Source organism: Xanthobacter lutulentifluminis, assembly GCF_043194675.2.
In the GTDB taxonomy this organism is placed as follows: Bacteria; Pseudomonadota; Alphaproteobacteria; order Rhizobiales; family Xanthobacteraceae; genus Xanthobacter.
Map to the genome: position 1 here is coordinate 1,160,829 of NZ_CM195525.1, position 23,854 is coordinate 1,184,682.

General features: G+C 69.8%; 18 protein-coding genes and 1 pseudogene. 15 read left to right on the plus strand and 4 right to left on the minus strand.

Features of this window, described 5'->3' with window-relative positions:
• Position 1 precedes the first annotated feature (1 nt).
• The gene (locus tag V5F49_RS05310; RefSeq protein ID WP_394116129.1) at positions 2–688 is read right to left on the minus strand and encodes a cyclic nucleotide-binding domain-containing protein; all 687 of its coding nucleotides are present in this window, start codon (positions 686–688) and stop codon (positions 2–4) included.
• A gap of 245 nt (positions 689–933) precedes the next feature.
• Here V5F49_RS05310 and V5F49_RS05315 point away from each other — a divergent pair, with 245 nt between their 5' ends.
• The 10 genes and pseudogenes from V5F49_RS05315 to V5F49_RS05360 all read left to right on the plus strand — a co-directional run bounded on the left by V5F49_RS05315 (position 934) and on the right by V5F49_RS05360 (position 15,015).
• Positions 934–3,693: a nitrate/nitrite transporter gene (locus V5F49_RS05315; protein ID WP_394116128.1), complete on the plus strand. Its 2,760-nt coding sequence runs from the start codon at positions 934–936 to the stop codon at positions 3,691–3,693.
• Positions 3,694–3,810: 117 nt separating this feature from the next.
• Complete coding sequence (locus V5F49_RS05320) at positions 3,811–7,563, plus strand: nitrate reductase subunit alpha (protein ID WP_394116127.1); 3,753 nt, start codon at positions 3,811–3,813, stop codon at positions 7,561–7,563.
• On the plus strand, positions 7,560–9,104 hold the full coding sequence (gene narH, locus V5F49_RS05325; RefSeq protein WP_394116126.1) for a nitrate reductase subunit beta: 1,545 nt from the start codon (positions 7,560–7,562) through the stop codon (positions 9,102–9,104). Before V5F49_RS05320 ends, narH begins: the two co-directional genes overlap by 4 nt.
• On the plus strand, positions 9,104–9,823 hold the full coding sequence (gene narJ, locus V5F49_RS05330; protein WP_394116288.1) for a nitrate reductase molybdenum cofactor assembly chaperone: 720 nt from the start codon (positions 9,104–9,106) through the stop codon (positions 9,821–9,823). Before narH ends, narJ begins: the two co-directional genes overlap by 1 nt.
• 12 nt (positions 9,824–9,835) lie before the next feature.
• Positions 9,836–10,609: a respiratory nitrate reductase subunit gamma gene (gene narI, locus V5F49_RS05335; RefSeq protein WP_394116125.1), complete on the plus strand. Its 774-nt coding sequence runs from the start codon at positions 9,836–9,838 to the stop codon at positions 10,607–10,609.
• Between the two features lie 5 nt (positions 10,610–10,614).
• Positions 10,615–11,454, plus strand: coding sequence for a peptidylprolyl isomerase (locus tag V5F49_RS05340; RefSeq protein ID WP_394116124.1), 840 nt, complete (start codon positions 10,615–10,617; stop codon positions 11,452–11,454).
• Positions 11,455–11,463: 9 nt separating this feature from the next.
• Positions 11,464–11,823, plus strand: a complete 360-nt coding sequence (locus V5F49_RS05345; RefSeq protein WP_394116123.1) for a hypothetical protein — start codon at positions 11,464–11,466, stop codon at positions 11,821–11,823.
• Between the two features lie 61 nt (positions 11,824–11,884).
• Positions 11,885–12,511: pseudogene (locus V5F49_RS05350) on the plus strand (carbonic anhydrase); the annotation flags it as partial.
• 172 nt (positions 12,512–12,683) lie between these two features.
• On the plus strand, positions 12,684–13,688 hold the full coding sequence (gene moaA / locus V5F49_RS05355; RefSeq protein WP_394116122.1) for a GTP 3',8-cyclase MoaA: 1,005 nt from the start codon (positions 12,684–12,686) through the stop codon (positions 13,686–13,688).
• 154 nt (positions 13,689–13,842) lie between these two features.
• Positions 13,843–15,015 carry an NnrS family protein gene (locus tag V5F49_RS05360; RefSeq protein WP_394116121.1) on the plus strand — a complete coding sequence of 391 codons (1,173 nt, stop codon included), beginning with the start codon at positions 13,843–13,845 and terminating at the stop codon, positions 15,013–15,015.
• Between the two features lie 57 nt (positions 15,016–15,072).
• Here the strand turns inward: V5F49_RS05360 and V5F49_RS05365 are convergent, their stop codons facing one another.
• Both V5F49_RS05365 and V5F49_RS05370 read right to left on the minus strand, forming a co-directional pair.
• Positions 15,073–16,314, minus strand: a complete 1,242-nt coding sequence (locus V5F49_RS05365) for a S1C family serine protease (protein WP_394116120.1) — start codon at positions 16,312–16,314, stop codon at positions 15,073–15,075.
• Positions 16,315–16,333: 19 nt separating this feature from the next.
• Entirely contained in the window at positions 16,334–16,618 is a 285-nt protein-coding gene (locus V5F49_RS05370) for a hypothetical protein (RefSeq protein ID WP_394116119.1), read from the minus strand.
• Positions 16,619–17,099: 481 nt separating this feature from the next.
• Here V5F49_RS05370 and V5F49_RS05375 point away from each other — a divergent pair, with 481 nt between their 5' ends.
• Together V5F49_RS05375 and cydB are read left to right on the plus strand one after the other, a co-directional pair.
• A complete protein-coding gene (locus V5F49_RS05375; protein WP_394116118.1) occupies positions 17,100–18,494 on the plus strand; it encodes a cytochrome ubiquinol oxidase subunit I in 1,395 nt (464 codons plus the stop codon).
• Positions 18,495–18,538: 44 nt separating this feature from the next.
• Positions 18,539–19,543 carry a cytochrome d ubiquinol oxidase subunit II gene (cydB, locus tag V5F49_RS05380; protein WP_394116117.1) on the plus strand — a complete coding sequence of 335 codons (1,005 nt, stop codon included), beginning with the start codon at positions 18,539–18,541 and terminating at the stop codon, positions 19,541–19,543.
• A gap of 61 nt (positions 19,544–19,604) precedes the next feature.
• Here cydB and rnhB read toward each other — a convergent pair whose 3' ends face one another.
• Positions 19,605–20,321, minus strand: coding sequence for a ribonuclease HII (rnhB, locus tag V5F49_RS05385; RefSeq protein WP_394116116.1), 717 nt, complete (start codon positions 20,319–20,321; stop codon positions 19,605–19,607).
• A gap of 178 nt (positions 20,322–20,499) precedes the next feature.
• On the opposite strand from rnhB, the gene ypfJ reads away from it, so the two are divergent.
• The 3 genes from ypfJ to V5F49_RS05400 all read left to right on the plus strand — a co-directional run bounded on the left by ypfJ (position 20,500) and on the right by V5F49_RS05400 (position 23,853).
• The gene (gene ypfJ / locus V5F49_RS05390; protein ID WP_394116115.1) at positions 20,500–21,396 is read left to right on the plus strand and encodes a KPN_02809 family neutral zinc metallopeptidase; all 897 of its coding nucleotides are present in this window, start codon (positions 20,500–20,502) and stop codon (positions 21,394–21,396) included.
• Between the two features lie 222 nt (positions 21,397–21,618).
• Entirely contained in the window at positions 21,619–23,250 is a 1,632-nt protein-coding gene (locus V5F49_RS05395) for an acyl-CoA dehydrogenase family protein (protein WP_394116287.1), read from the plus strand.
• 321 nt (positions 23,251–23,571) lie between these two features.
• Positions 23,572–23,853, plus strand: a complete 282-nt coding sequence (locus V5F49_RS05400) for an acyl carrier protein (protein ID WP_012113283.1) — start codon at positions 23,572–23,574, stop codon at positions 23,851–23,853.
• The last annotated feature ends 1 nt before the right edge of the window (position 23,854 follow it).

Below are 23,854 nucleotides of genomic sequence, written 5' to 3' on the forward strand. Positions count from 1 at the left end.
GTCACTCCGGCGTGTCGATGAGGGGATTGGGCCGGGCGAAGGCGGTGAGGGCGGCGCGATCCTCGATCATGATATCCGCGCCACGGGTGGCGACGCCGTGGGCGCGCAGGGTGGAGAAGGCGCGGGAGAGATTTTCCGGCGTCATGCCCAGCAGCGAGGACAGGACCCGCTTCTCGAACAGCAGGCGCACCGCGCTGCCCTGGCCTGCCTCCTGCAGCAGCCAGTTGGCGAGACGCTCGGCGCCGGTGCGCAGCTTCTGGTTCTTCACCTCCTTCACCGCGCGCCGGTAGCCGCGCGCCAGCTCGCCGATGACGGCGCGGGTGAAGGCGGGATCGGCGCCCATGGCGGCACGCACCGCCTCGGCCGGGATCATCAGCACCTGCGAGCGCTCCAGCGTGCGGGCGGATTGCAGGTACACGTCATCATTCAGCACCGCCGCGAGAATGAAGGTGCCCACCGGTCGCACGATGCTGAGGGAGGTCTCGTGCCCCGCGCCCGCGGCGAACATCTCCACCAGCCCCTCCACGACGACGTGCAGGAAATCGGCCGCATCGTTCTCGTTGATGAGCACGACGCCGGGCGGGAAGCGCTGCAGGTAGCCCGCGCGCACCAGCTCGGCGAACGTCTCCTCGCGGGCGTCGCGGAACAGGGGCAGGTCGCGGATGGCGGCGGTGTCTTCGGGCCTCATGCGGTCCTCGGCGGGAGGGTTGGCCCACTCAACAGCGACGTTTGATAATTGTCAATCGACAAATACATAATAAGCAAATACGTCTGCCAACCTTTGTAATTGCGCGCTCATAGCCCAACAACTTGAATCACATTCCACCAATTCAAAACATTTTACTGATGTAGGTCAAAGATCACAGCGCATGGCTCCCGCAGCTTCCCGGCAGCACGACGCAGCCGTGCCAGCGCAACAGCCGAGTTGAAGCCATGCAAACCTTGCAAGAGGTCAGCACCGCCAACCAGCGGACAGCCCTCGCCATGAGCACCCTCGCCTTCACCGTGTGCTTCGCGGTGTGGACGATCTTTTCCATCATCGGCATCCGCATACGCCAGGACCTCGGCCTGTCGGACACACAGTTCGGCCTTCTGATCGGCACGCCCATCCTCACCGGCTCGCTGATCCGCGTCGCGCTGGGCGTATGGGCGGATGTCTATGGCGGCCGCATCGTCTTCTCCCTGACGATGCTTGCGGCGGCTCTCGCCACCTTCCTGCTCACCTACGCCCACACCTACCCGCAGTTCCTGCTGGCCGCGCTGGGCGTCGGCATCGCCGGCGGCTCGTTCGCGGTGGGCGTGGCCTATGTCTCGCGCTGGTATCCGGCGGGCAAGCAGGGCACCGCGCTCGGCATCTTCGGCGCCGGCAATGTGGGCGCGGCGGTCACGAAGTTCCTCGCGCCCTTCGTGCTGGTCGCCTTCGGCTGGCAGATGGTGGCGCAGGTGTGGGCCGCCGCCCTCGTGGTGATGGCCATCGTCTTCTTCCTCACCACCAGGGACGATCCGGTCCTCGTCGAGCGCCGCCGCCTCGGCATCAAGCCGAAGAGCGCGTGGCTGGAGCTGGAGCCGCTGAAGAACGTCCAGGTGTGGCGCTTCTCGCTCTATTATTTCTTCGTCTTCGGCGCGTTCGTCGCGCTGGCGCTGTGGCTGCCGCAGTATCTGGTGAAAGTCTACGGCCTCGACATCAAGCAGGCCGGCATGATCGCCGCCTTCTTCTCGGTGCCGGCGAGCCTGTTCCGCGCCTATGGCGGCCACCTCTCCGACGTCTACGGCGCGCGACGGGTGATGTACTGGACCTTCCTGGTCTCCGTCCTCTGCACCTTCATCCTGTCCTATCCGCCCACGGACTATGTGGTCCGCGGCATCAACGGACCCATCGCCTTCCACATGGAAATGGGCGTGGTCGGCTTCACCGTGGCGGTGTTCGTGCTCGGCTTCTTCATGGCGCTGGGCAAGGCCGCCGTCTACAAGCACATCCCGGTCTACTACCCAAAGAACGTGGGCGCGGTGGGCGGCCTCGTGGGCATGATCGGCGGCCTCGGCGGCTTCATCCTGCCGCTCGCCTTCGGCGTGCTCAACGACCTGACCGGTCTTTGGACCAGCTGCTTCATGCTGCTGTTCGTCATCGCCCTGGGCTCGCTTGCCTGGATGCACCTCGCCGTCCGGCACATGGAGCGCGAGGCCTCGGCTGCCGAGCTTGCGACCCTGCCCGAGCTGCCGGAGATGCAGGGCATGCCGGTGCCCGCCGCCCCCGCCACCCCGCGCAAGGCCGGCGCCGTGCTGACCGACTGGCGGCCGGAGGACCCGGATTTCTGGGCCTCCACCGGCCGCGCCATCGCCCGGCGCAACCTGTGGCTCTCCATCCCGGCGCTGCTGTTGTCCTTCGCCATCTGGCAGGTGTGGTCGGTGGTGGTGGCGAAGCTGCCGCTGGTGGGCTTCAGGTTCACCACCGACCAGCTGTTCTGGCTCGCCGCCTTGCCGGGCCTGACCGGGGCGACGCTGCGCATCTTCTATTCCTTCATGGTGCCGATCTTCGGCGGACGGCTCTGGACGACGCTCACCACCTGGTCGCTCATCATCCCCGCGCTCGGCATCGGCTACGCGGTGCAGAACCCGGACACGCCCTATGTGGTGCTGCTGATCCTCGCGCTGCTGTGCGGCTTCGGCGGCGGCAACTTCGCCTCCTCCATGGCCAACATCTCCTTCTTCTTTCCGAAGGCGGAGAAGGGCAACGCGCTGGCGCTCAATGCCGGACTCGGCAACCTCGGGGTCAGCGTGGTGCAGTTCGTGGTGCCGCTGGTCATCACCATGGGCCTGTTCGGCAAATTCGGCGGCGATCCGGCGCTGGTGAAGGCGGCGGCCGGGCCGGCTCCGCTGTGGCTGCAGAATGCGGGCTTCGTTTTCGTGCCCTTCATCATCCTGTCCGCCTTCGCGGCCTGGTTCGGCATGAACGACATCGCCGATGCCAAGGCCTCGTTCCGCGAGCAGTCGGTGATCTTCCAGCGCAAGCACAACTGGATCATGTGCTGGCTCTACACGGGCACGTTCGGCTCGTTCATCGGCTATTCGGCGGGCTTCCCGCTGCTGACGAACATCCTCTTCCCGGAGGTGAACGCCCTCTCCTACGCCTTCCTCGGCCCGCTGGTGGGTGCGCTGGCCCGCTCCGGCACGGGGTGGCTGGCGGACCGCTACGGCGGCGGGCGGGTGACCATCTATGTGTTCGTGCTGATGATGGCGGGCGTCTCGGGCGTGCTGTGGTCCATCGGCATGCGCTCCGAGCCGTGGGCATTCTCGGCCTTCTTCGCCTCCTTCCTGGTGCTGTTCTTCGCCACCGGGGTCGGCAACGCCTCCACCTTCCAGATGATCCCGGCGATCATGCGCAAGGAGATGGACCGCCTGATGCCCGCCGCCGACGCCGAGGCGCGCCGCAAGCAGGCGGAGAAGGAGGCTGCGGCCATCACCGGCTTCACCTCGGCCATCGCCGCCTTCGGGGCCTTCTTCATCCCCAAGGGCTACGGCACCTCCATCGCGCTCACCGGCTCTCCGGAGGCCGCGCTCTGGGCCTTCCTCGGCTTCTATGTGAGCTGCCTGGTCATCACCTTCGCCGTCTACACCCGCAAGGGCGGCCTCCTGCACGACATCGAGCGCGGGATCGCCCCGCGCGCCACTCCCCGTCCGGCTGCGGCCGCGTGAGACCAACGGTCCGCGAGCAGAGTTCGCGGACCGTGGGTCAAGCCCGCGCGGCGCTTGAGCGCACCCACTTGGCGTCGGTCATCGACCGATGCCGACGGTAAATCGGAAGGCCCTATCATGTCCCATTTCCTCGACCGGCTCACCTTCTTCCGCCGCGAGACCGAGACCTTCTCCGACGGCCACGGCATCGTCACCCGCGAGGACCGCTCGTGGGAGGACGGCTACCGGAAGCGCTGGCAGCACGACAAGATCGTGCGCTCCACCCACGGGGTGAACTGCACCGGCTCCTGCTCGTGGAAGATCTATGTGAAGGGCGGCATCGTCACCTGGGAAACCCAGCAGACGGACTATCCCCGCACGCGCCCGGACCTGCCGAACCATGAACCGCGCGGCTGCGCCCGCGGCGCCTCCTACAGCTGGTATCTCTATTCCGGCGCGCGGGTGAAGTACCCCATGGTGCGCGGCCGCCTCCTGAAGCTCTGGCGCGAGGCGCGCGCCAAGCTGCCGCCGGTCGCGGCCTGGGCCTCCATCGTCGAGAACGCGGACAAGCGCGCGTCCTACACCTCCATCCGCGGCCATGGCGGGCTGGTCCGCGCCACGTGGGACGAGGTGAACGAGATCATCGCCGCCGCCAATGCCCACACCATCCGCAAGCACGGCCCGGACCGGGTGGCGGGGTTCTCGCCCATCCCGGCCATGTCCATGGTCTCCTACGCGGCGGGGGCGCGCTATCTCTCGCTCATCGGCGGCGTGTGCCTCTCCTTCTACGACTGGTATTGCGACCTGCCGCCGGCCTCGCCCCAGACCTGGGGCGAGCAGACCGACGTGCCGGAAAGCGCCGACTGGTACAACGCCGGCTTCATCATCGTGTGGGGCTCCAATGTGCCGCAGACGCGCACGCCGGACGCCCATTTCTACACCGAGGTCCGCTACAAGGGCACCAAGAGCGCGGTGGTGACGCCGGACTATGCCGAGGCCACCAAGTTCGCCGACATCTGGCTGAACCCCAAGCAGGGCACCGACGCCGCGCTGGCGCTCGCCATGGGCCATGTGATCCTGCGCGAATATCACCTCGACCGGCAGGTGCCCTATTTCGACGACTACCTGCGCCGTTATTCCGACATGCCGTTCCTCGTGCGGCTCGTGGAGCAGGACGGGCGGCTGGTGGCGGAGCGGATGCTGCGCGCCTCCGACCTGCCCGGCGGCCTCGGCGAGACCAACAATCCCGAATGGAAGACCGTCGCCTTCGACGAGACCACGGGCGATCTCGTGGCGCCGGCAGGCTCCATCGGCCACCGCTGGGGCGAGCAGGCGAAATGGAACCTGGAGGAGAAGGACGGCGCCGGCCGCGCCATCCGCCTCAAGCTGACGCTGGCGGACGGAGAAGATGAAATCGCCGCCGTGGACTTCCCCTATTTCGGCGGCCGCGCCACCGAGCATTTCGTCGCCACCGACCATGGCGAGGTGCTGACGCGCAACCTGCCCGTTCGCCTCGTGCAGGGCGCGGACGGCAGCGTGATGAAGGTCGCCACCGTCTACGATCTCATGATGGCCAATTACGGCCTCGATCGCGGCTTCGGCGGCGGCAACGTCGCCTCGTCCTACGACGAGGACGTGCCCTTCACCCCCGCGTGGGCCGAGCGCATCACCGGCGTGAAGCGCGATGCCATCATCACGGTCGCGCGCGAATTCGCCACCAATGCGGAGAAGACCAACGGACGCTCGATGATCATCATCGGCGCGGCCATGAACCACTGGTATCACATGGACATGAACTACCGGGGGGTCATCAACCTCCTGGTGTTCTGCGGCGCCATCGGCCAGTCGGGCGGCGGCTGGTCGCATTATGTGGGGCAGGAGAAATTGCGGCCCCAGACAGGCTGGCAGCCGCTCGCCTTCGGCCTCGACTGGTCGCGTCCGCCCCGGCACCAGAACGCCACCTCCTTCTGGTACGCCCACACCGACCAGTGGCGCTACGAGACGCTGACCGCCGGCGAGATCCTCTCCCCCACCGCGCCCAAGGGAGAATGGGACAAGAGCTTCATCGACTACAACGTCCGCGCCGAGCGCATGGGCTGGCTGCCCTCCGCCCCGCAGCTGAGGCAGAACCCGCTGTCCATCTCCACCAGGGCGAAGGCAGCAGGCAAGGAGGTGAAGGACTATGTGGCCTCCGCGCTGAAGAGCGGCGAGCTGGAGCTCTCCTGCCATGATCCGGACCACCCGGACAACTGGCCGCGGAACCTGTTCGTCTGGCGCTCCAACCTGCTCGGGTCCTCGGGCAAGGGGCACGAATACTTCCTCAAGCACCTGCTCGGCACCCAGCACGGCGTGATGGGCAAGGATCTCGGTGCCGAGGGCGCGGTGCGCAACACCGAGGTCGCGTGGCACGAGGACGCGCCCGAAGGCAAGCTCGACCTCCTGGTGACGCTGGACTTCCGCATGTCCACCACCTGCGTCTACTCGGACATCGTGCTGCCGACCGCCACCTGGTACGAGAAGAACGACCTGAATACTTCGGACATGCACCCCTTCATCCATCCGCTCTCGGCGGCGGTGGACCCGGCGTGGGAGGCCCGCTCCGACTGGGAGATCTACAAGGGCCTCGCCCGCACCTTCTCCGCCGTCGCGCCCGAGGTGCTGGGCGTGGAGACGGACACCGTGCTCACCCCCATCCTCCACGACACGCCGGCCGAGCTGGCACAGGCGCTGGATGTGAAGGACTGGAAGACCGGCGCGGTGGAGCCCGTCCCCGGCAAGACCATGCCCACTGTGACCGTGGTCGAGCGCGACTATCCCGCCACCTACGCCCGCTTCACCGCGCTCGGCCCGCTGATGGAGAAAATCGGCAACGGCGGCAAGGGCATCGCCTGGAAGACGGGGCATGAGGTGGAGGCGCTCAAAGCCCTCAACGGCACCCATCGCGATGGCCCGGCCAAGGGTCTCGCGAAGATCGAAAGCGACATCGATGCCGCCGAGGTCATCCTCATGCTGGCGCCGGAGACCAACGGCGAGGTGGCGGTGAAGGCGTGGGAAGCCCTCTCGCAGAACACCGGCCGCGAGCATGCGCACCTCGCCCTGCCCAAGGAAGACGAGAAGATCCGCTTCCGCGACGTGCAGGCGCAGCCGCGCAAGATCATCTCCTCGCCCACGTGGTCGGGCATCGAGAGCGAGACCGTCTGCTACAACGCCGGCTACACCAACGTCCACGAGCTGATCCCCTGGCGCACCCTCACCGGCCGCCAGCAGCTCTACCAGGACCACCTGTGGATGCGGGCGTTCGGCGAGGAGCTCGTCACCTGGAAGCCGCCGGTGGACCTGAAGACCATCGCCGGCACCAAGGGCACGAAGCCCAACGGCAACCGCGAAATCGTGCTCAACTTCCTCACTCCGCACCAGAAGTGGGGCATCCACTCCACCTATACTGACAATCTGCTGATGCTCACCCTGAACCGGGGCGGACCGGTGGTGTGGATCTCGGAGGACGATGCCAGATCCGCCGGCATCGCCGACAACGACTGGGTGGAGGTGTTCAATACCAACGGCGCGCTCACCGCGCGGGCCGTGGTCTCCCAGCGCGTCATGCCTGGCATGATGATGATGTATCACGCGCAGGAGAAGATCATTAACACCCCCGGCTCGCAGATGACCGGCAACCGGGGCGGCATCCACAACTCGGTCACCCGCACCGTGCTGAAGCCGACGCACATGATCGGCGGCTATGCCCAGCAGTCCTACGGCTTCAACTATTACGGCACCGTGGGCGCGAACCGCGACGAATTCGTCGTCATCCGCAAGATGAGCAAGGTGGACTGGCTCGAGGACGAGCCCGTCACCTCCGTCAACGCTTCGGCCAAGGAGATGGCCCAATGAAGATCCGCGCTCAGATCGCCATGGTGCTGAACCTCGACAAGTGCATCGGGTGTCACACCTGCTCCGTCACCTGCAAGAACGTGTGGACGAGCCGCCAGGGCGTCGAATACGCCTGGTTCAACAATGTGGAGACCAAGCCCGGCGTCGGCTACCCGCGCGAGTGGGAGAACCAGAAGAAGTGGAAGGGCGGCTGGCGCCGCAAAAAGAACGGCAGCATCGAGCCGCGCATCGGCGCGAAATGGCGGGTGCTCGCCAACATCTTCGCCAATCCGGACCTGCCGGAGATCGATGACTACTACGAGCCCTTCACCTTCGATTACGAGCACCTGCACACCGCCAAGGAATCCAAGGCCTTCCCCACCGCCCGCCCGCGCTCCCTCGTTTCCGGCGAGCGGATGGAGAAGATCGAGTGGGGGCCCAACTGGGAGGAAATCCTGGGCGGGGAGTTCGAAAAGCGCCGCAAGGACGTGAATTTCGAGGGCGTTCAGGCCGACATCTACGGCCAGTTCGAGAACACCTTCATGATGTATCTGCCGCGCCTGTGCGAGCACTGCCTCAACCCCGCCTGCGCGGCCGCCTGCCCCTCCGGCGCCATCTACAAGCGGGAGGAGGACGGCATCGTCCTCATCGATCAGGAGAAGTGCCGCGGCTGGCGCATGTGCGTGTCCGGCTGCCCCTACAAGAAGATCTACTACAACTGGTCTTCGGGAAAGTCGGAGAAGTGCATCTTCTGCTATCCGCGCATCGAGGCGGGCCAGCCCACCGTGTGCTCGGAAACCTGCGTCGGGCGCATCCGCTATCTCGGCGTGCTGCTCTATGACGCCGACCGCATCGAGGAAGCGGCGAGCGTGGAGGACGAGGCCAGGCTCTATCAGGCGCAGCTCGACCTGTTCCTCGACCCCAAGGACCCCGCCGTCATCGCCCAGGCCCGTGCCGATGGCGTGCCGGACGCCTGGATCGAGGCGGCGAAGGTGTCCCCCATCTGGAAGATGGCCATGGAGTGGAAGGTCGCCTTCCCGCTCCATCCCGAATACCGCACGCTGCCCATGGTGTGGTACGTGCCGCCGCTCTCGCCCATCCAGTCCGCCGCCACCGCCGGCCAGATGGGCATGGACGGCGAGATGCCGGATGTGCGCTCGCTGCGCATCCCGCTGAAATATCTCGCGAACCTGCTCACCGCCGGCAACGAGGAGCCGGTTGCCCTCGCGCTGGAACGCATGCTGGCCATGCGCGCCTACATGCGGGCGAAGACCGTCGACGGACGCATCGACGAGGCCATCGCCACGAAGGTCGGCCTCACCGGCGCGGCCATCGACGACATGTACCAGGTGATGGCCATCGCCAATTACGAGGATCGTTTCGTCATCCCCACCGCCCATCGCGAATGGGGCGAGGACACCTTCGATCTGCGCGGCTCGTGCGGGTTCTCCTTCGGCAATGGCTGCTCCGGCGGCGAGACCGGGCTGAACCTGTTCGGCAGCCCCTCGCAGACCCCCAAGGCGCCGAAGGTCGCCATCAAGACCCCCATGGAGGTGGAGTGATGGTCGAGAACATGTCTCTCATGGCGCTCTCCCGCCTCCTGGCCTATCCGGACGCCGCGCTGAGGGAGGATGCCCCGCGCATCGCCGAGGCTCTGCTGCAGGACGGGCGGCTGGATGCGGACACCAGCGTCGGCCTCGCCCCCCTGCTGCGCGCGCTGGGGCAAGAGGACATCTACGACCTGCAGGAGGCCTATGTGGGCCTGTTCGACCGCACGCGGCGGCTCTCGCTGCATCTGTTCGAGCACGTGCACGGGGAAAGCCGCGACCGCGGGCAGGCCATGGTGGATCTCGCCGCGCTCTACGAGGCGGGCGGGCTCGCAATCGCGGCCAACGAGTTGCCCGATTACTTGCCGCTGTTCCTGGAATTCGCAGCGACCCGGACGGGCCCGGAGGCGGCGGACCTGCTCTGCGACGTGGACCACATCCTCGCGACGCTGGAGGAGCGGCTGGACGAGCGCGGCTCGCCCTATGCCGCAGTGTTCACCGCCGTGCGCAGCCTCGCGGGCCACGCCCGCGCGGCGTCGGCCGGGGCCGCGCCTCAGAACCCCGACCCGGCCGACGCCCTGCGCGCGGAGCTCGCGGCCCTCGACAAGGAGTGGGAGGAGACCGCCGTCACCTTCGGCCCCGGCGATGCCGCCACCTGCTCCGTCGACCGCTTCCGCACCCAGCTGCGCGCGGCGCAGCGCGACATGCGCCAGCCGCGCCAACCTGCCGCCTGAGGGAGGACCATCATGTCCGCCGCAATCAATTCAGCCCTGTTCGGCTGGTATCCCTACCTGTGCCTCACCGTGTTCCTGGTGGGCAGCCTGATCCGTTTCGACCGCGAGCAATACACCTGGAAGACCGGCTCCTCGCAGCTGCTGCGCAAGCGGCAATTGCGCTGGGGATCGAACCTGTTCCACGTGGGCATCCTCGTCATCTTCATCGGCCATGCGGGCGGGCTGCTCACGCCGATCTGGGTGTTCGACGCGCTGGGCATCTCGCACAGCTTCAAGCAGGGCCTCGCCATCACGGTGGGCGGCATCGCCGGGGCGATGTGCTTCATCGGCATCGCGCTGCTCGCCCATCGTCGGCTGTTCGATCCGCGCGTCCGGGCCAATTCCAGCTTCGGCGACACCGCCATCCTGCTGCTGCTCTGGGCGCAGCTGACGCTCGGCCTCTCCACCATCTTCGTCTCGCTCAACCACATGGACGGGCACGAGATGGTGAAATTCATGAACTGGGCGCAGGGCATCCTCACCCTCCAGCCCGCGGCCGCCGCCTATGTCGCGGACGTGAGCCCCCTCTTCAAGGCGCACCTCGTGCTGGGCATGACGATCTTCCTCGTCTTCCCCTTCACCCGCCTCGTGCATGTGTGGAGCGCGCCGGTCTGGTATCTCGGCCGGCCGGGCTACCAGGTGGTGCGCTCCCGCCTGCCCCGCCGCGCCGCCGTGGCGCCGCGCCCGCAGCCGGCGACGGCCGCCGTGCGCCCTGCCGCCCGTCCCGTCGGCCAGCCTGCGGAGTGACGGCGATGGTGGAGCTTCTCACCCGCGCGCGGTCCGCGCGCCCCACCCGCCCCGACGAAGTCTCGGTGGACGGCATCATCATCCCCCGCGCCGACATCGCGCGGGAGATCCAGAACCATTCGGCCGCGAGCCCGAAGGAGGCCTGGCAATCGGCCGCCCGCGCGCTGGTGGTGCGCGAGCTGCTGCTGGCCACCGCCGGGCGGCTCGGCATCACCGGCACGCCCGAAACCGATGCGGACGGGCGCCGCGAGACCGAAGAGGAAGCCACCATCCGCGCCCTGCTGGAGCGGGAGGTGCAGGTGCCGAAGGCCGACACAGCCACCTGCCGGCGCTACTTCGAGCAGCGCCGCGCCACCTTCCGCACCGGCGCCCTCTGCGAGGTGAGTCACATCCTGTTCCCCGCCGCCCCGGACGATGCCGAGGGCCGGACGGCGGCGCGCGCTGCGGCGGCTGACGCCATCGCCCGCATCGCCTCCGGCGGCGCGACCCTGGCGGAGCTGGCGCTGGCCCATTCGGCCTGCCCCTCGCGGGAGGTGGGCGGCAGCCTCGGCCAGATCGGGCCGGGGCAGACCGTGCCCGAGTTCGAGACGGCGCTGGCGGCCATGGCGCCCGGCGCGCTCCACCCCGAGCCGGTGGAGACGCGCTACGGCATCCATGTCGTGCACCTCGCCCACCGCATCGACGGGCGCGACCTGCCGTTCGAGCTGGTGGAGGAGGTGATCGCCGGCCAGCTGGAATGCTCCGCCTGGAACATCGCGGTGCGCCAGTATCTGCGCCTCCTCGCCGGGCGCGCCGACATCCGCGGGGTGGCGCTCGACGGCGCCGCCTCGCCGCTGGTGCAGTAGGAGGCGGGAATGCTGCTCGGAACCCTCCTGCGCCGCCTGCACGACGAGCGCTTCGCCGGGGAGATCCTGCTCGGGCTCGGCGACATCACCCTCGCCACCCGCGTCGAGGCCGCCGGCAGGAGCTTCGGCGAGAGCGCGGCCGATTATGCGGCCGGCGCCTGCGCGCGCTTCAGCGAGGGCGCCTCGGACGAGGACTGGCTCGCCCTCATGACGGCGCTGGAACGCGGCGCCGATCCCGCCGCCACCTGCCTGCGTGCCATGGTGGACTGGTCGCTGAAGCAGGACGCGGCCGCCGCCGCGCCGCAGGAGGGCGGTTGCGGCTGCGGCGGCCATGGCGGCTGCGGAGGGCACGGCGATGGGCCGGCCTAGCACCGTCGCGCGGGTGGCAGGGGCCGAGACGCGCGATGCGTCCACCCGGCCCGGCGGCTCCGTGCTCGACGAGCTGTTCGACAACAACCTCGCCTGGGCCAACGCCCAGAAGGCAGCGGACCCCGGCTTCTTCCGCCGCCTGGCCGAGCAGCAGGCGCCGCGTTTCCTATGGATCGGCTGCTCCGACAGCCGCGTGCCGGCCAATGACGTGGTGGGCCTCGACCCCGGCGAGATCTTCGTCCACCGCAACATCGCCAACGTGGTCCATTCCAGCGACATGAACATGCTGGCGGTGCTGGAATATGCGGTGGAGGTGCTGGGCGTGCGCCACGTCATTGTCTGCGGCCATTACGGCTGCGGCGGGGTTCGGCGCGCCATCGCCAGCGCGGAGGGTGCGGCGGGCGGCGCCCTGGCGGACCACTGGCTCGCCCCGGTCGTGGACCTGTTCGCCCGCCACCGCGCCGCGCTGCCCGACGACGCCGCCGAACGGCTCGACCGCCTGTGCGAGCTGAACGTGGAGATGCAGATGCGCCGCCTCGCCGCGACGCCCGTGCTCAAGGCCGCCTGGGCCCATGGCGCCGAGGTGACGGTGCATGGCTGGATCTACGGCATCGGCGACGGGCTGCTGCGCGATCTCGGCACCACCATCGCCTCGACGGCCGAGCTCGCCGCCCTGCGGCCGCTGGACGCCGTGCTCGCCGCCGCCGGCGAGCCCATGAGCGCCGCGCGCCTGCACGCCATCGCCGCCTTCCTCGAACTCGACGCCGACGCGCTCGCCCCCTGCGGCGAGACCTGCAGCTGCGGCGCCTTCCGCGACCTGCGCGAGACCGGTGCTCCCGCCGGCCCGCTGGAGCCCTGAGATGTCCGCTTCCCCCTGCGCCCTCATCGACCTGTTCGGCCGCCGCATCAGCTACCTGCGCCTGTCGGTCACCGACCGCTGCGACCTCAGGTGCGTCTACTGCATGGCCGAGGACATGGACTTCCTGCCACGCAACCAGGTGCTTTCCATCGAGGAGCTGGACCGCCTCGCCTCGGCCTTCATCGCCGCCGGCGTCACGAAACTGCGTATCACCGGCGGCGAGCCGCTGGTGCGCAAGGGCATCATGGACCTGTTCGCCGGCCTCTCCCGCCACCTGCGCAGCGAGGCGCTGAAGGAGCTGACGCTCACCACCAACGGCACCCAGCTCGCCCGCCACGCCGATGCGCTGGCCGCGTGCGGAGTGCGGCGGGTGAACGTCTCGCTGGACACGCTGGACGCCGCCCGCTTCCGCGCCATCACCCGCCGCGGCACGCTCGGCACCGTGATGGACGGCCTGCGCGCCGCCCGCGAGGCGGGGCTGAAGGTGAAGCTGAACGCGGTGGCGCTGGCCGGCCATACGCAGCACGAGGTGTTCGACCTGATCGCGTTCGCCCATGGCAACGGCATGGACATCACCTTCATCGAGACCATGCCGCTCGGCGAGGTGGGGGCCGACCGCATCGACCAGTATCTGCCCCTCGACACCCTGCGCCGGCAGATCGAGACCCGCCTGACCCTGACCGACACGCCCGAGCGCTCCGGCGGCCCCGCCCGCTATGCGCGGGTGGGAGCGACCGGCGGGCGCATCGGCTTCATCACGCCGCTCACCCATTCCTTCTGCGAGGACTGCAACCGCGTGCGCGTCAGTGCCACCGGCGTCATCCATACCTGCCTCGGGCAGGAGGATGCGGTGGACCTGAAAGCGCCGCTACGCTCCGGTGATGCGGATGCGCTCACCGCCGCCATCGCCGCCGCCGTGCGCGCCAAGCCGCGCGGGCACGATTTCGTCATCGCCCGCGGCGGCCGCCCCGCCCTCGCCCGCCACATGTCCGCGCTGGGCGGCTGAGGCGCGCCTTCCGTCCCGACGGGCGGCGGCGCCGCCCGCGACACGTCCCCGGGGCGGCAGCGTTGCCTGCGCCAGTTCCCCAGGGCGGCTGAGCCGCCCGCCCCGCGTCTCATGGGCGGTGCCGCCGTTCCAACTGCGTGAAAGGGAGGCCCCGATGCCTGGTCCATCACTCCGCCCGCATTCCGGCCCCGCGCTGCTCAGCCGTGGCTTCCGGCCCTTCTTCCTGGGTGCCGGCGTGTTCGCGCTCGCGGCCATCGCCATCTGGCCGGCGGTGTTCCTCGGCGCGTTGCGGCTGCCCACCGCCTTTTCCGCCACCGCATGGCACGCCCACGAGATGCTGTTCGGCTATGGCGCGGCGGTGGTGGCGGGCTTCCTTTTGACCGCCATTCCCAACTGGACCGGCCGGCTCCCGGTCGCCGGCGCGGCGCTGGGAGGCCTCGCCCTGCTGTGGCTGGCGGGCCGGGGCGCGGTGCTGGTCTCGGACCTCATCGGCTGGCTGCCTGCAGCGGTGATCGACGTGGCCTTCCTCGCCGTCTTCACCGCCGTGGTCGCGCGGGAGATCGCCGCCGGGCGCAACTGGCGCAACCTGAAGGTGGCGGGAGTGGTCGTGCTGCTGGCGCTCGCCAATGCCGGCTTCCATCTGGAAGCGCACTGGACCGGCGGCGGCGACGATGCGGCGCGCGCGGCCCTCGCGCTGATCGTGGCGCTGATCCTGCTGTTCGGGGGGCGGGTGGTGCCCAGCTTCACCGGCAACTGGCTGGCGCGAAGGGGGGAGGCGCGGCCCGCCCCGTTCGACCGGCGCGACGGCGTGCTGCTGGTCGCTTCCGCGCTCGCCCTCGCCGGGTGGGTCATCGCGCCCGAGGGCGCCGCCACCGGCATCGCCCTGCTGCTTGCCGGCGGCGGCAACCTCTATCGCCTGTCCCGCTGGCGCGGCTGGCGCACCGGCGCCGATCCGCTGGTGCTGGTGCTGCACGCGGCGTTCCTGCTGGCGGCCCTCGGCTTCCTCGCCGCGGGGGCCCACGCGCTGGCGCCGGAGCGCGTGCCGGAGGCGGTGGGCCTCCATGTGTGGGCCATCGGCGGCATCGGCGGCATGACCCTCGCGATGATGACGCGGGCGACCCTTGGGCACACCGGGCGCGCCCTTGCCGCATCGCCGGGGACGGTGGCGGTGTATGCGCTGGTGGCCGTCGCGCTCGCCGCGCGCGTCGCCATGGCGCTGTGGCCGCAGGAGACGACGGCGTTCATGACCCTTGCCGCCGCCGCATGGTGCCTCGCCTTCGCCGGCTTCGTCGGCATCTACGGCCCCATGCTCGCGCGGGAGAGCTAGGAGCGGCGCGCCACGTCCCGCCTGCCGTGGCGGCGGGCAGGCCCGCCGGTGCCGCCCTCAGCGGCACTCCACATAGACGGTGAAGGCCTTGGCGCGCTCGGCGATGGCCGCGGCATCGAGCGGCGCGGTCGCCGGCGCGGGCGGCGGGGGCACCGAGTTGCCATCAAGGAAGGTGGTGGCCACCGATGCCTTGATGGCGAAGTTCACGTTCTGGGCGAGATCCTTGGTGACGGCGGCCAGCCGCAGGGCATTGAGCTTGGACACCACCACCCCGGCGACATTGCCGAACTGGTCCATCAGCGGGCCGCCGCTGTTGCCGGGCTGCACCGGCGCCGAGATCTGGAACATGCGGCTGTCGTCGTTGAGGCCGGACACGGCGGTGACGTTGCCGACGGTGAAATTGCCGGAGGAGGCCAGCAGGCCGGCCAGCGGAAAGCCGTAGACATAGATGCTGTCGCCGATGCGCGCCCGCGACGCCAGCGCGGGAACCGAAGCCGGCGGCGCGCCGCCAGCCTTGAGCAGGGCGAGGTCGTTGACCGAATCCCGGGCGATCACCTGCACCGGCTCAGGCACCGAGCCCGCGCGGGTGATCTGCACCGTCTTGCAGCCGTCGACCACGTGATAGTTTGTGAGGAGATGCCCGGCCGGGCTGATGAAGAAGGCGGTGCCCGAGCTGGAGCCGCCGTCCCCGTCCTTGCCCTTGCCGTCGCCGCCCTTGCTGGCGGCCGCGGGCGGACGCTGCCCGCCGTCGCCGCGGGCGATCAGGTCCTTCTGGCAGTCGAGCACGGCGTTCAGCGCCGCCAGCGAGCCGGAGAGCGAGAGGCGGGCGATGGTCTTGTCCTGGTAGCGCACCTCGATGCCGCCGGCGCGGGCGATGTCCAGCATGAAGGATTCCTTCAGGCTGGTGGCGAGCAGCGACCGCTCGTCGCCCACCGAGCCGCCGTTGAAGGTGCCGCGCCAGCGCCCGGCACCGCGCGCGAGCAGGCTCAGCTCGTAGGACTTGCCCTCGTCGATGGAACGCCAGCGCGGGTTCGACAGGGCGAAGAAGCCCTTGCCGTTGTCGCCGAAGCCGAACCAGACGGTGGTGCGATCCTCGTACCGCGCCTTGGCGATGCAGCTGCCGGCAGCGGTGTTGATGCCGATGTCCCAGCCGCGAACCTGCCCCAGCTCCTCGTCCATGCCCAGCAGCGGCTCGGCGACGGCCGGGGCGGCCGCGGGGAGAAGGGCGGCCAGCACCAGCGCCAGCGCGCCGGCGCGGCGCAGCCCCTGGAAGATGCCCGGACGGGCGCTGTCGTTCATGGGGCGCGGCTCCCTTCGCTCAGGGCTTGGAGGAGACCGGCCGCGCCTCGCCGGCGGGGCTCGCGAACGGGTCGTCGTTGGCGGCGCTGGCGGTGCCGCCGTCCTGCTTGGGCGCCGGGTTCTTCTTGGACGACTTGCGCGGCGCCGACGACTTGCTGCCCGCGCCCGGCTGCGGGGTCGCATGCCCCCGCGCCATGGCGCCGAGCACCGCCGCCCCCAGCACCGCGCCCGCAGCGACGCCCAGCGCCGTGCGCGCGCCAGCCAGGGCCGGCTGCGGCACCAGCAGCAGGCCGGCGAGCAGCACGACAGCTCCCCGCCGCGCCGTTCCCGAAAAGGCGGTCCCAGACGAAGACCCGCGGAACGATGAACCGCCCGCCATCGCGCGACCCGAGAATGAAGCCGTCAGCATGCCGCCCCCTGACCGGATCGCCCCCTGACCGGAGCGGCCCGGCGGGCAGGCCATCACCGGTTGCAATCCCGCTTGCACGGTACCGCCCACAACCGTCACGTTCAAGCGTCCGCCGGCCGGATCACCGCTGCGACAACCTGTTGCTGCGACACCCTGCTGCTGCGTCAACGCGGCTGTGCCCGAGGGCCGCCTGCACGGAGCGGATGTATCGACGCCGCGATGGTGTTTGGCTATTGTCCCGCTATCCTCTGGAGAATGTCTCGCCCCCTGCAACCGGCCCGCATGATGCAAGGGCATGGAGCGGACCGGACAAGGGGCAGGCCGGTCGCAAGGCCATGCACGGCCCGGTCCAGGCGGACGACAAGGAGCGGACCCGATGGATTTCGATCCGGTGACCCTCGCGCGTATCCAGTTCGCATTCACGGTTTCATTTCACGTCATCTTCCCCGCCTTCACCATCGGCCTCTCCGCCTTCATCGCGACGCTGGAGCTGGTGTGGCTGAAGACCGGGCGCGACGTGTTCCACCGCCTCGCGCGGTTCTGGACCAAGATCTTCGCCGTCTCCTTCGCCATGGGCGTGGTGTCCGGCATCGTGCTGTCCTACCAGTTCGGCACCAACTGGAGCCGCTATGCCGAGTTCGTCGGCTCGGTGGTGGCGCCGCTGATCGGCTTCGAGGTTTTGACCGCCTTCTTCCTGGAGGCGACCTTCCTCGGCATCATGCTGTTCGGCTGGAACCGGGTGCCGCCGTGGCTGCATGTGCTCTCGTGCTGCGTGGTGGCGTTCGGCACCTTCATGTCCGCCTTCTGGATCCTCGCCGCCAACAGCTGGATGCAGACCCCCGCCGGCTTCGAGATCCGCGACGGCGCCGCCTGGCCGCTGGACTGGCTGGCGATCATCTTCAACCCCTCCTTCCACTGGCGCCTGCCGCACATGCTGCTCGCGGCCTATCTCACCACCTCGCTGGTGGTGCTCGCGGTGGGCGCGCGCTACCTGCTGGCCGGAAAGTTCAAGGAAGAGTCCAAGGTGATGATGGTGATGGGCATCGGCATGCTCGCCATCGTCGGGCCGATCCAGGCGTTCGTGGGCGACAGCCACGGCCTCAACACGGCCCACTACCAGCCGGCCAAGATCGCCGCGGTGGAAGCCCACTGGGACAGCTCGAAGCCGGCGCCGCTGGTGCTGTTCGCCTGGCCGGATGAGAAGGCCGAGAAGAACCTGTTCGAGATCTCGATCCCGCACGGCGCCTCGCTCATGATCACCCACCGCCTCGACGGCCTGTTCCCCGGCCTGAAGGACTTCCCGCCGCAGGACCGCCCGCCGGTGTTCGGCCCGTTCTTCGGCTTCCGCGCCATGGTGGGTGTCGGCGTGGTGATGATCCTGCTGGGCTGGATCGGCGCCTGGCTCGCGCTCCGCGGCCGCATCACCGAGACCCGCTGGTACCTGAACGTGACCTCCTGGTCCTGGCCGCTGGGCTTCATCGCCATCCTGTCGGGCTGGATCGTCACCGAGCAGGGCCGCCAGCCCTGGGTGGTGGAGGGCCTGCTGCGGACCGAGGACGCCATGTCGCCCATCGCCGGCTGGAGCGTGGGGCTGACGCTGGTGCTGTTCCTGGTGGTCTACGGCATCATCTTCGCCACCGGCATCTACTTCATGAACCGGCTGATCAACCGCGGGCCCGGCGGCGAGCTGATCGAGCCGCCCGCCCGCGAGCGGCCCACCCGCCCCCTCGCCGCCGCCCATGGCGAGGGCCAGATGACGCCGGGCTCGTGAGCCCGGTTCCCCCAACCTAATCCGACGCGCGAGAGGCTTTGACCATGGAATGGTATCTCCCCGTCATCTGGGGCGTCATCATCGGTGTCGCCGTCATCATGTACGTGGTGCTCGACGGCTTCGACCTCGGCATCGGCATCCTGTTCCCCTTCGCCAAGGAGGAGAAGGAGCGGGATACCATGATGAACACCGTCGCCCCGTTCTGGGACGGCAACGAGACCTGGCTCATCCTCGGCGGCGGCGGCCTCTGGGTCGCCTTTCCCAAGGCCTATGCGGTGGTGATGCCGGCCATGTACCTGCCGGTGATCATCATGCTGCTGGCGCTGGTGTTCCGCGGCGTCGCCTTCGAGTTCCGATGGGTGGCGCAATCCAGCCGCCGGCTGTGGAACGCGGCCTTCGCCGGCGGCTCGCTGGTGGCGGCCTTCTCCCAGGGCGTGATCCTGGGCGGCCTGCTGCAGGGGCCGAAGGTGGTGAACGGCGCCTTCGCCGGCGGCCCGCTGGACTGGGCGACGCCGTTCGCCGCGCTGTGCGGCATCGGCGTGGTGGCGGGCTATGCGCTGCTCGGCGCCACCTGGCTGGTGATGAAGACCGACGGCACCGTGGCGGCGCGGGCGCGCAGCCATGCGGTGCCGCTGCTGTTCGCGGTGCTGGCGCTGATGGCGGTGGTGAGCCTGTGGACGCCGCTCGCGTTCGAGCGCATCGCCCAGCGCTGGTTCACCTTCCCCAACCTGTTCATGCTGGCCCCGGTCCCGGTCTTCACCGCGCTCCTGGCCTATGCGGTGTGGCACTGGCTGCGGACCGGGCGGGAGATGCTGCCCTTCTTCGGCACCATCGGGCTGTTCGTGCTCGGCTTTCTCGGCCTCGCCATCTCCACCTTCCCCTATCTGGTGCCGCCGAGCCTGACCGTGTGGCAGACCGCGGCCGCGCCGCCCAGCCAGATCCTGATGCTGTTCGGCGTCATCTTCCTGCTGCCGGTGGTGCTGGGCTACATCGTGTTCGTCTACTGGATCTTCCGCGGCAAGGTCCGGGAGGGCGAGGGCTACCACTGAGCGAGGCCCGGCCGGGTCCGCTCCCGCTGGCCCGAGCCTGCATCGCGCCCGGCGGCGGCCCTCAGTCGGCCGCTTCCAGCGCGTCCACCGGATCGAACAGCCCGAGCTGCTGCTCCCGCACCGGCGCGAACGAGCGGCGGTGGTGGCGGCACGGGCCGTGGGCGCGCAGCGCGGCGCCGTGCTCGGGCGTGCCATAGCCCATGTGCCGCTCGAACCCATAGGCCGGAAAGGCCGCGCCGACGCCGGCCATCAGCCGGTCGCGCACCACCTTGGCGACGATGGACGCCGCGGCGATGGAGGCGATGAGCCCATCGCCGCCCACCACCGCCTCGACCGAGCAGGGCACCTGCGGCGGATCGTTGCCATCTACCAGCAGGAAGGCGGGCGGGCACGGCAGGCCGCGCACCGCATTGGCCAGCGCCCAGAGCGTGGCCTGGCGGATGTTGTCCCGGTCGATGCGCGCCGGCGGGGCGAGGCAGACCGACACCTCCGCCGTGGCGCAGATCTCGGCATAGAGCGCCTCGCGCCGCAGCCGCGTCAGCTTCTTCGAATCATCGAGGCCCCTGGGCACCCGGCGCGGATCGAGCACCACAGCGGCGGCCACCACGGGACCTGCCAGCGGCCCCCGCCCCACCTCGTCCGCACCGGCGACCGGGGCGAGCCCCTGCCGGTATAGCGCGCGCTCGCGCTTGAAATCGAGCCCGTCCGGCCCCGCCCCTGCCCCGCGCGCGGCACGGCGCGTTGCGGCTTCCGGGGCGGCTTTCGGGCGGGGCGGCATGGGCGGACGCGGATCTCTTCACGGCTGGGACCGGCCGATTCGCCGGACGCCGACCTTCAATAGCATGGAACCCGCGGACGGGCTGGGCATTGCATCCGTCACGTTGTAATCCATGGGTCAGGATCGCGCCTTGCCGCTACCCCGGGGCGCGCCGGACAGACGCCGACGGAGACGTGCCATGCGGTGGGAAGACTTCCGCTCCAGCGACAACGTGGAGGACCGGCGCGGCAGTGGCGGCGGCGGTTTCCAGATGCCCGGCGGCCGGGGCGGCCTCGGCATCGGCACCATCATCATCGTCGGCCTTGTCGGCTGGGCGCTCGGTATCAACCCGGCGGTGCTCATCGGCGGGCTGGAGGCCATCAACGGCATGGGCGGCGGCGCGCAGCAGCAGCAGCAGGCGGCGCCGCGCACCACCCAGCAGGGCGCGCCGAAGGACGAGCTCGGCCGGTTCGCCGCCGCCGTCCTCGCCCAGACCGAGGACGTGTGGACGGAGCTGTTCCGCGCCGACGGCAAGACCTACCAGGACCCGAAGCTGGTGCTGTTCTCCGGCGCCACGCGCTCGGCCTGCGGCGGCGCGCAGTCGGCCATGGGGCCGTTCTACTGCCCGCTCGACCAGAAGGTGTACCTCGACCTCTCCTTCTTCCAGGAGATGAAGAACCGCTTCCGCGCCGGCGGCGATTTCGCGCAGGCCTATGTGATCGCGCACGAGGTGGGGCATCACGTGGAGAACCTCATCGGCATCCTGCCCAAGGTGCAGCAGGCGCAGGCCCGCGCCTCCTCCCGGGCGGAGGCGAACAATCTTTCGGTGCGGGTGGAATTGATGGCCGACTGCCTCGCCGGCGTGTGGGCCTACCACGCCAATGCCCGCTTCCGCATCCTCGAGCCCGGCGACGTGGAGGAGGCGCTGAACGCCGCCAGCGCCATCGGCGACGACCGGCTGCAGAAGCAGGCGCAGGGCTATGCGGTGCCGGACAGCTTCACCCACGGCACCTCGGCCCAGCGGGTCAACTGGTTCACGCGCGGGCTGAAAACCGGCTCCATGCAGCAGTGCAATACCTTCTCGGGGGCGATCTGAGGCCCACGGGCGCCGCCTGACCGGGAGCCCTGCCGAGCCCCGCCTACGTTCGCCGGGATCGCGGGACCACCCGCGGCCCGGCCTGCCGTCGCCACACCTCCGCCAGAGAGGCCGGGCGCGGGGGAAACGCCATGGAGAGGAACCGCCATGGAGACCACGCCGCTCCACGCCGCATCGCCCGGCCCTGTCGGCGACGTCTCGCCGGCCGGACCGGCCGGGGACATGGGCAACCAGCCCCCGCCCTACGGCGACGTCAATCTGGCGGCCACTGATCCCGCCCTCGCCGGCTGCGCCCGGGGCGCCGACGGCGACGCCCTGAGCGCGTTCGGCGCGCAATGGGGCGGGGCGGATCAACTCGCCCTCGGCCGCCTCGCCAACGACAACCCGCCCGAGCTGCACGCCCTCGATGCCCAGGGGCGGCGCTGCGACATCGTGGAATTCCATCCCGCCTACCACGCGCTGATGGCGCAGAGCGTCGCTGCCGGCCTGCACTGCTCCACCTGGGATCCGCCCCCCGGCGCCCGGCCTGGTAGCGTCGCGGGAACGCGGGGCGAGGCGAGCCATGCCGCCCGCGCGGCGCGGCTTTATCTGGTGAGCCAGGTGGAGGCCGGCCACGTCTGCCCCCTGACCATGACCCATGCCGCCCCGGCAAGCCTTTCCGCCGCCCCGGAGCTGCTGCGCGAGTTCCTGCCCCGCATCCGCTCGCGCACCTATGACGGGCGCTTCCTGCCGTTCTGGGAGAAATGCGGCCTGACCATCGGCATGGGCATGACGGAGCGGCAGGGAGGCACCGATGTGCGCACCAACACCACCCGCGCCGAACCAACCGGCGGCATGGAATACGAAATTACCGGCGCCAAGTGGTTCTTCTCCGCGCCCATGAGCGACGCCTTCCTCGTCTTGGCGCAGGCGCCGGGCGGGCTCACCTGCTTCCTCACGCCCCGCTTCCGGCCGGACGGCGGCGTCAACGGGCTCCGGCTGGTGCGGCTCAAGCGCAAGCTCGGCAACCGCTCCAACGCCTCCTCGGAGGTGGAGTTCGAACGCGCCTTTGCCTGGCGCGTGGGGGAGGAGGGCCGCGGCATCGCCACCATCCTCGGCATGGTGCAGCTGACGCGGCTGGACTGCGCGGTCTCCTCCGCCGCCCTCATGCGCGCGGCGCTGGCGCGGGCGCTGCACCATGCCCGGCACCGCAGCGTGTTCCAGCGCCGGCTGAGCGACCAGCCGGCCATGGCGATGGTGCTGGCCGATCTGGCGCTGGAGGCGGAGGCCATGGCCGCCCTCGCCTTCCGCCTCGCGGCGAGCTTCGACGGCGCGGCGGCCGGCAGCACCGAGGAGGCGGCGCGCGCCCGGGTGCTGACGCCGGTGGTCAAGCTCGCCGTGTGCAAGGCGGCGCCAGCCTTCATCGCCGAGGCCATGGAAGTGCTGGGCGGCAATGGCTACGTGGAGGACAGCGGCCTGCCGCGGCTCTATCGCGAGGCGCCGGTGAACGCCATCTGGGAGGGCTCCGGCAACGTCATGGCCCTGGACCTCGCCCGGGTCGCCGTGCGCGAGCCGCAGGCGCTGGCGGCCGTCATCTCCAGCCTCGCCCGCCAGACGGCGGGGCTGCCCGGCGCGGCGGAGGCGGTCGAATCGGTCGCGGCCGCGCTCGGCGGCAACGACCGGGAGGCCATGGCGCGCCACGCCGCCGACCGCCTCGCCGCCCTCGCCGCCACGGCGGCGCTGGCCGAATCGGCGCCGGCGCCCGTAGCGGAAGCCTATGCCGCCACGCGCCTTGCCACGCCGCGCGCCATGTTCGGCGCCAATTTGCTCGCTGGCGTGCGCAACCTGCTGCTGGAGCGGACCGCGGCGCCCTGAGAGCCGCTTCCTGCTACCTCCACACAGGGCGCGGCGAGATGCCCGGCGGCCGCGCCCCTTGCCAGCGGGCCGCCGCCATGCGAAGGGACCGCAACGGGCGGCAGCGCCGCGGAACAGCTTTCCGCGCGGGCCGTTCCGCGTCGGCCATTGAATCCTCTTGCAGCCTTCGCTATAGGGGCCGACAACTCATTCCGAAGGGGCCATGCGGCCAACCCTCGGCCGGTTTGACGGATTTGGCCGGTGCCTTTGCATGACGCCCACGCGCAAGATGCGCGGGCCGGCCGCGATAGGAACCGCCGAGCATACGAGAGGCGTCAGTCCATGTCTTCGACGTTCGACACGGTGGCCAACATCATCGCGGAAACCTGCGACATTCCGCGTGACACCATCACGCCGGACAGCCACGCCATCGACGATCTGGGCATCGACAGCCTCGACTTCCTCGATATCGCCTTCGCCATCGACAAGGCTTTCGGCATCAAGCTGCCGCTGGAGCAGTGGACGCAGGAAGTGAACGACGGCAAGGCCACCACCGAGCAGTATTTCGTGCTCAAGAACCTGTGCGCCCGCATCGACGAGCTGGTCGCTGCCAAGGCCGCCTGAG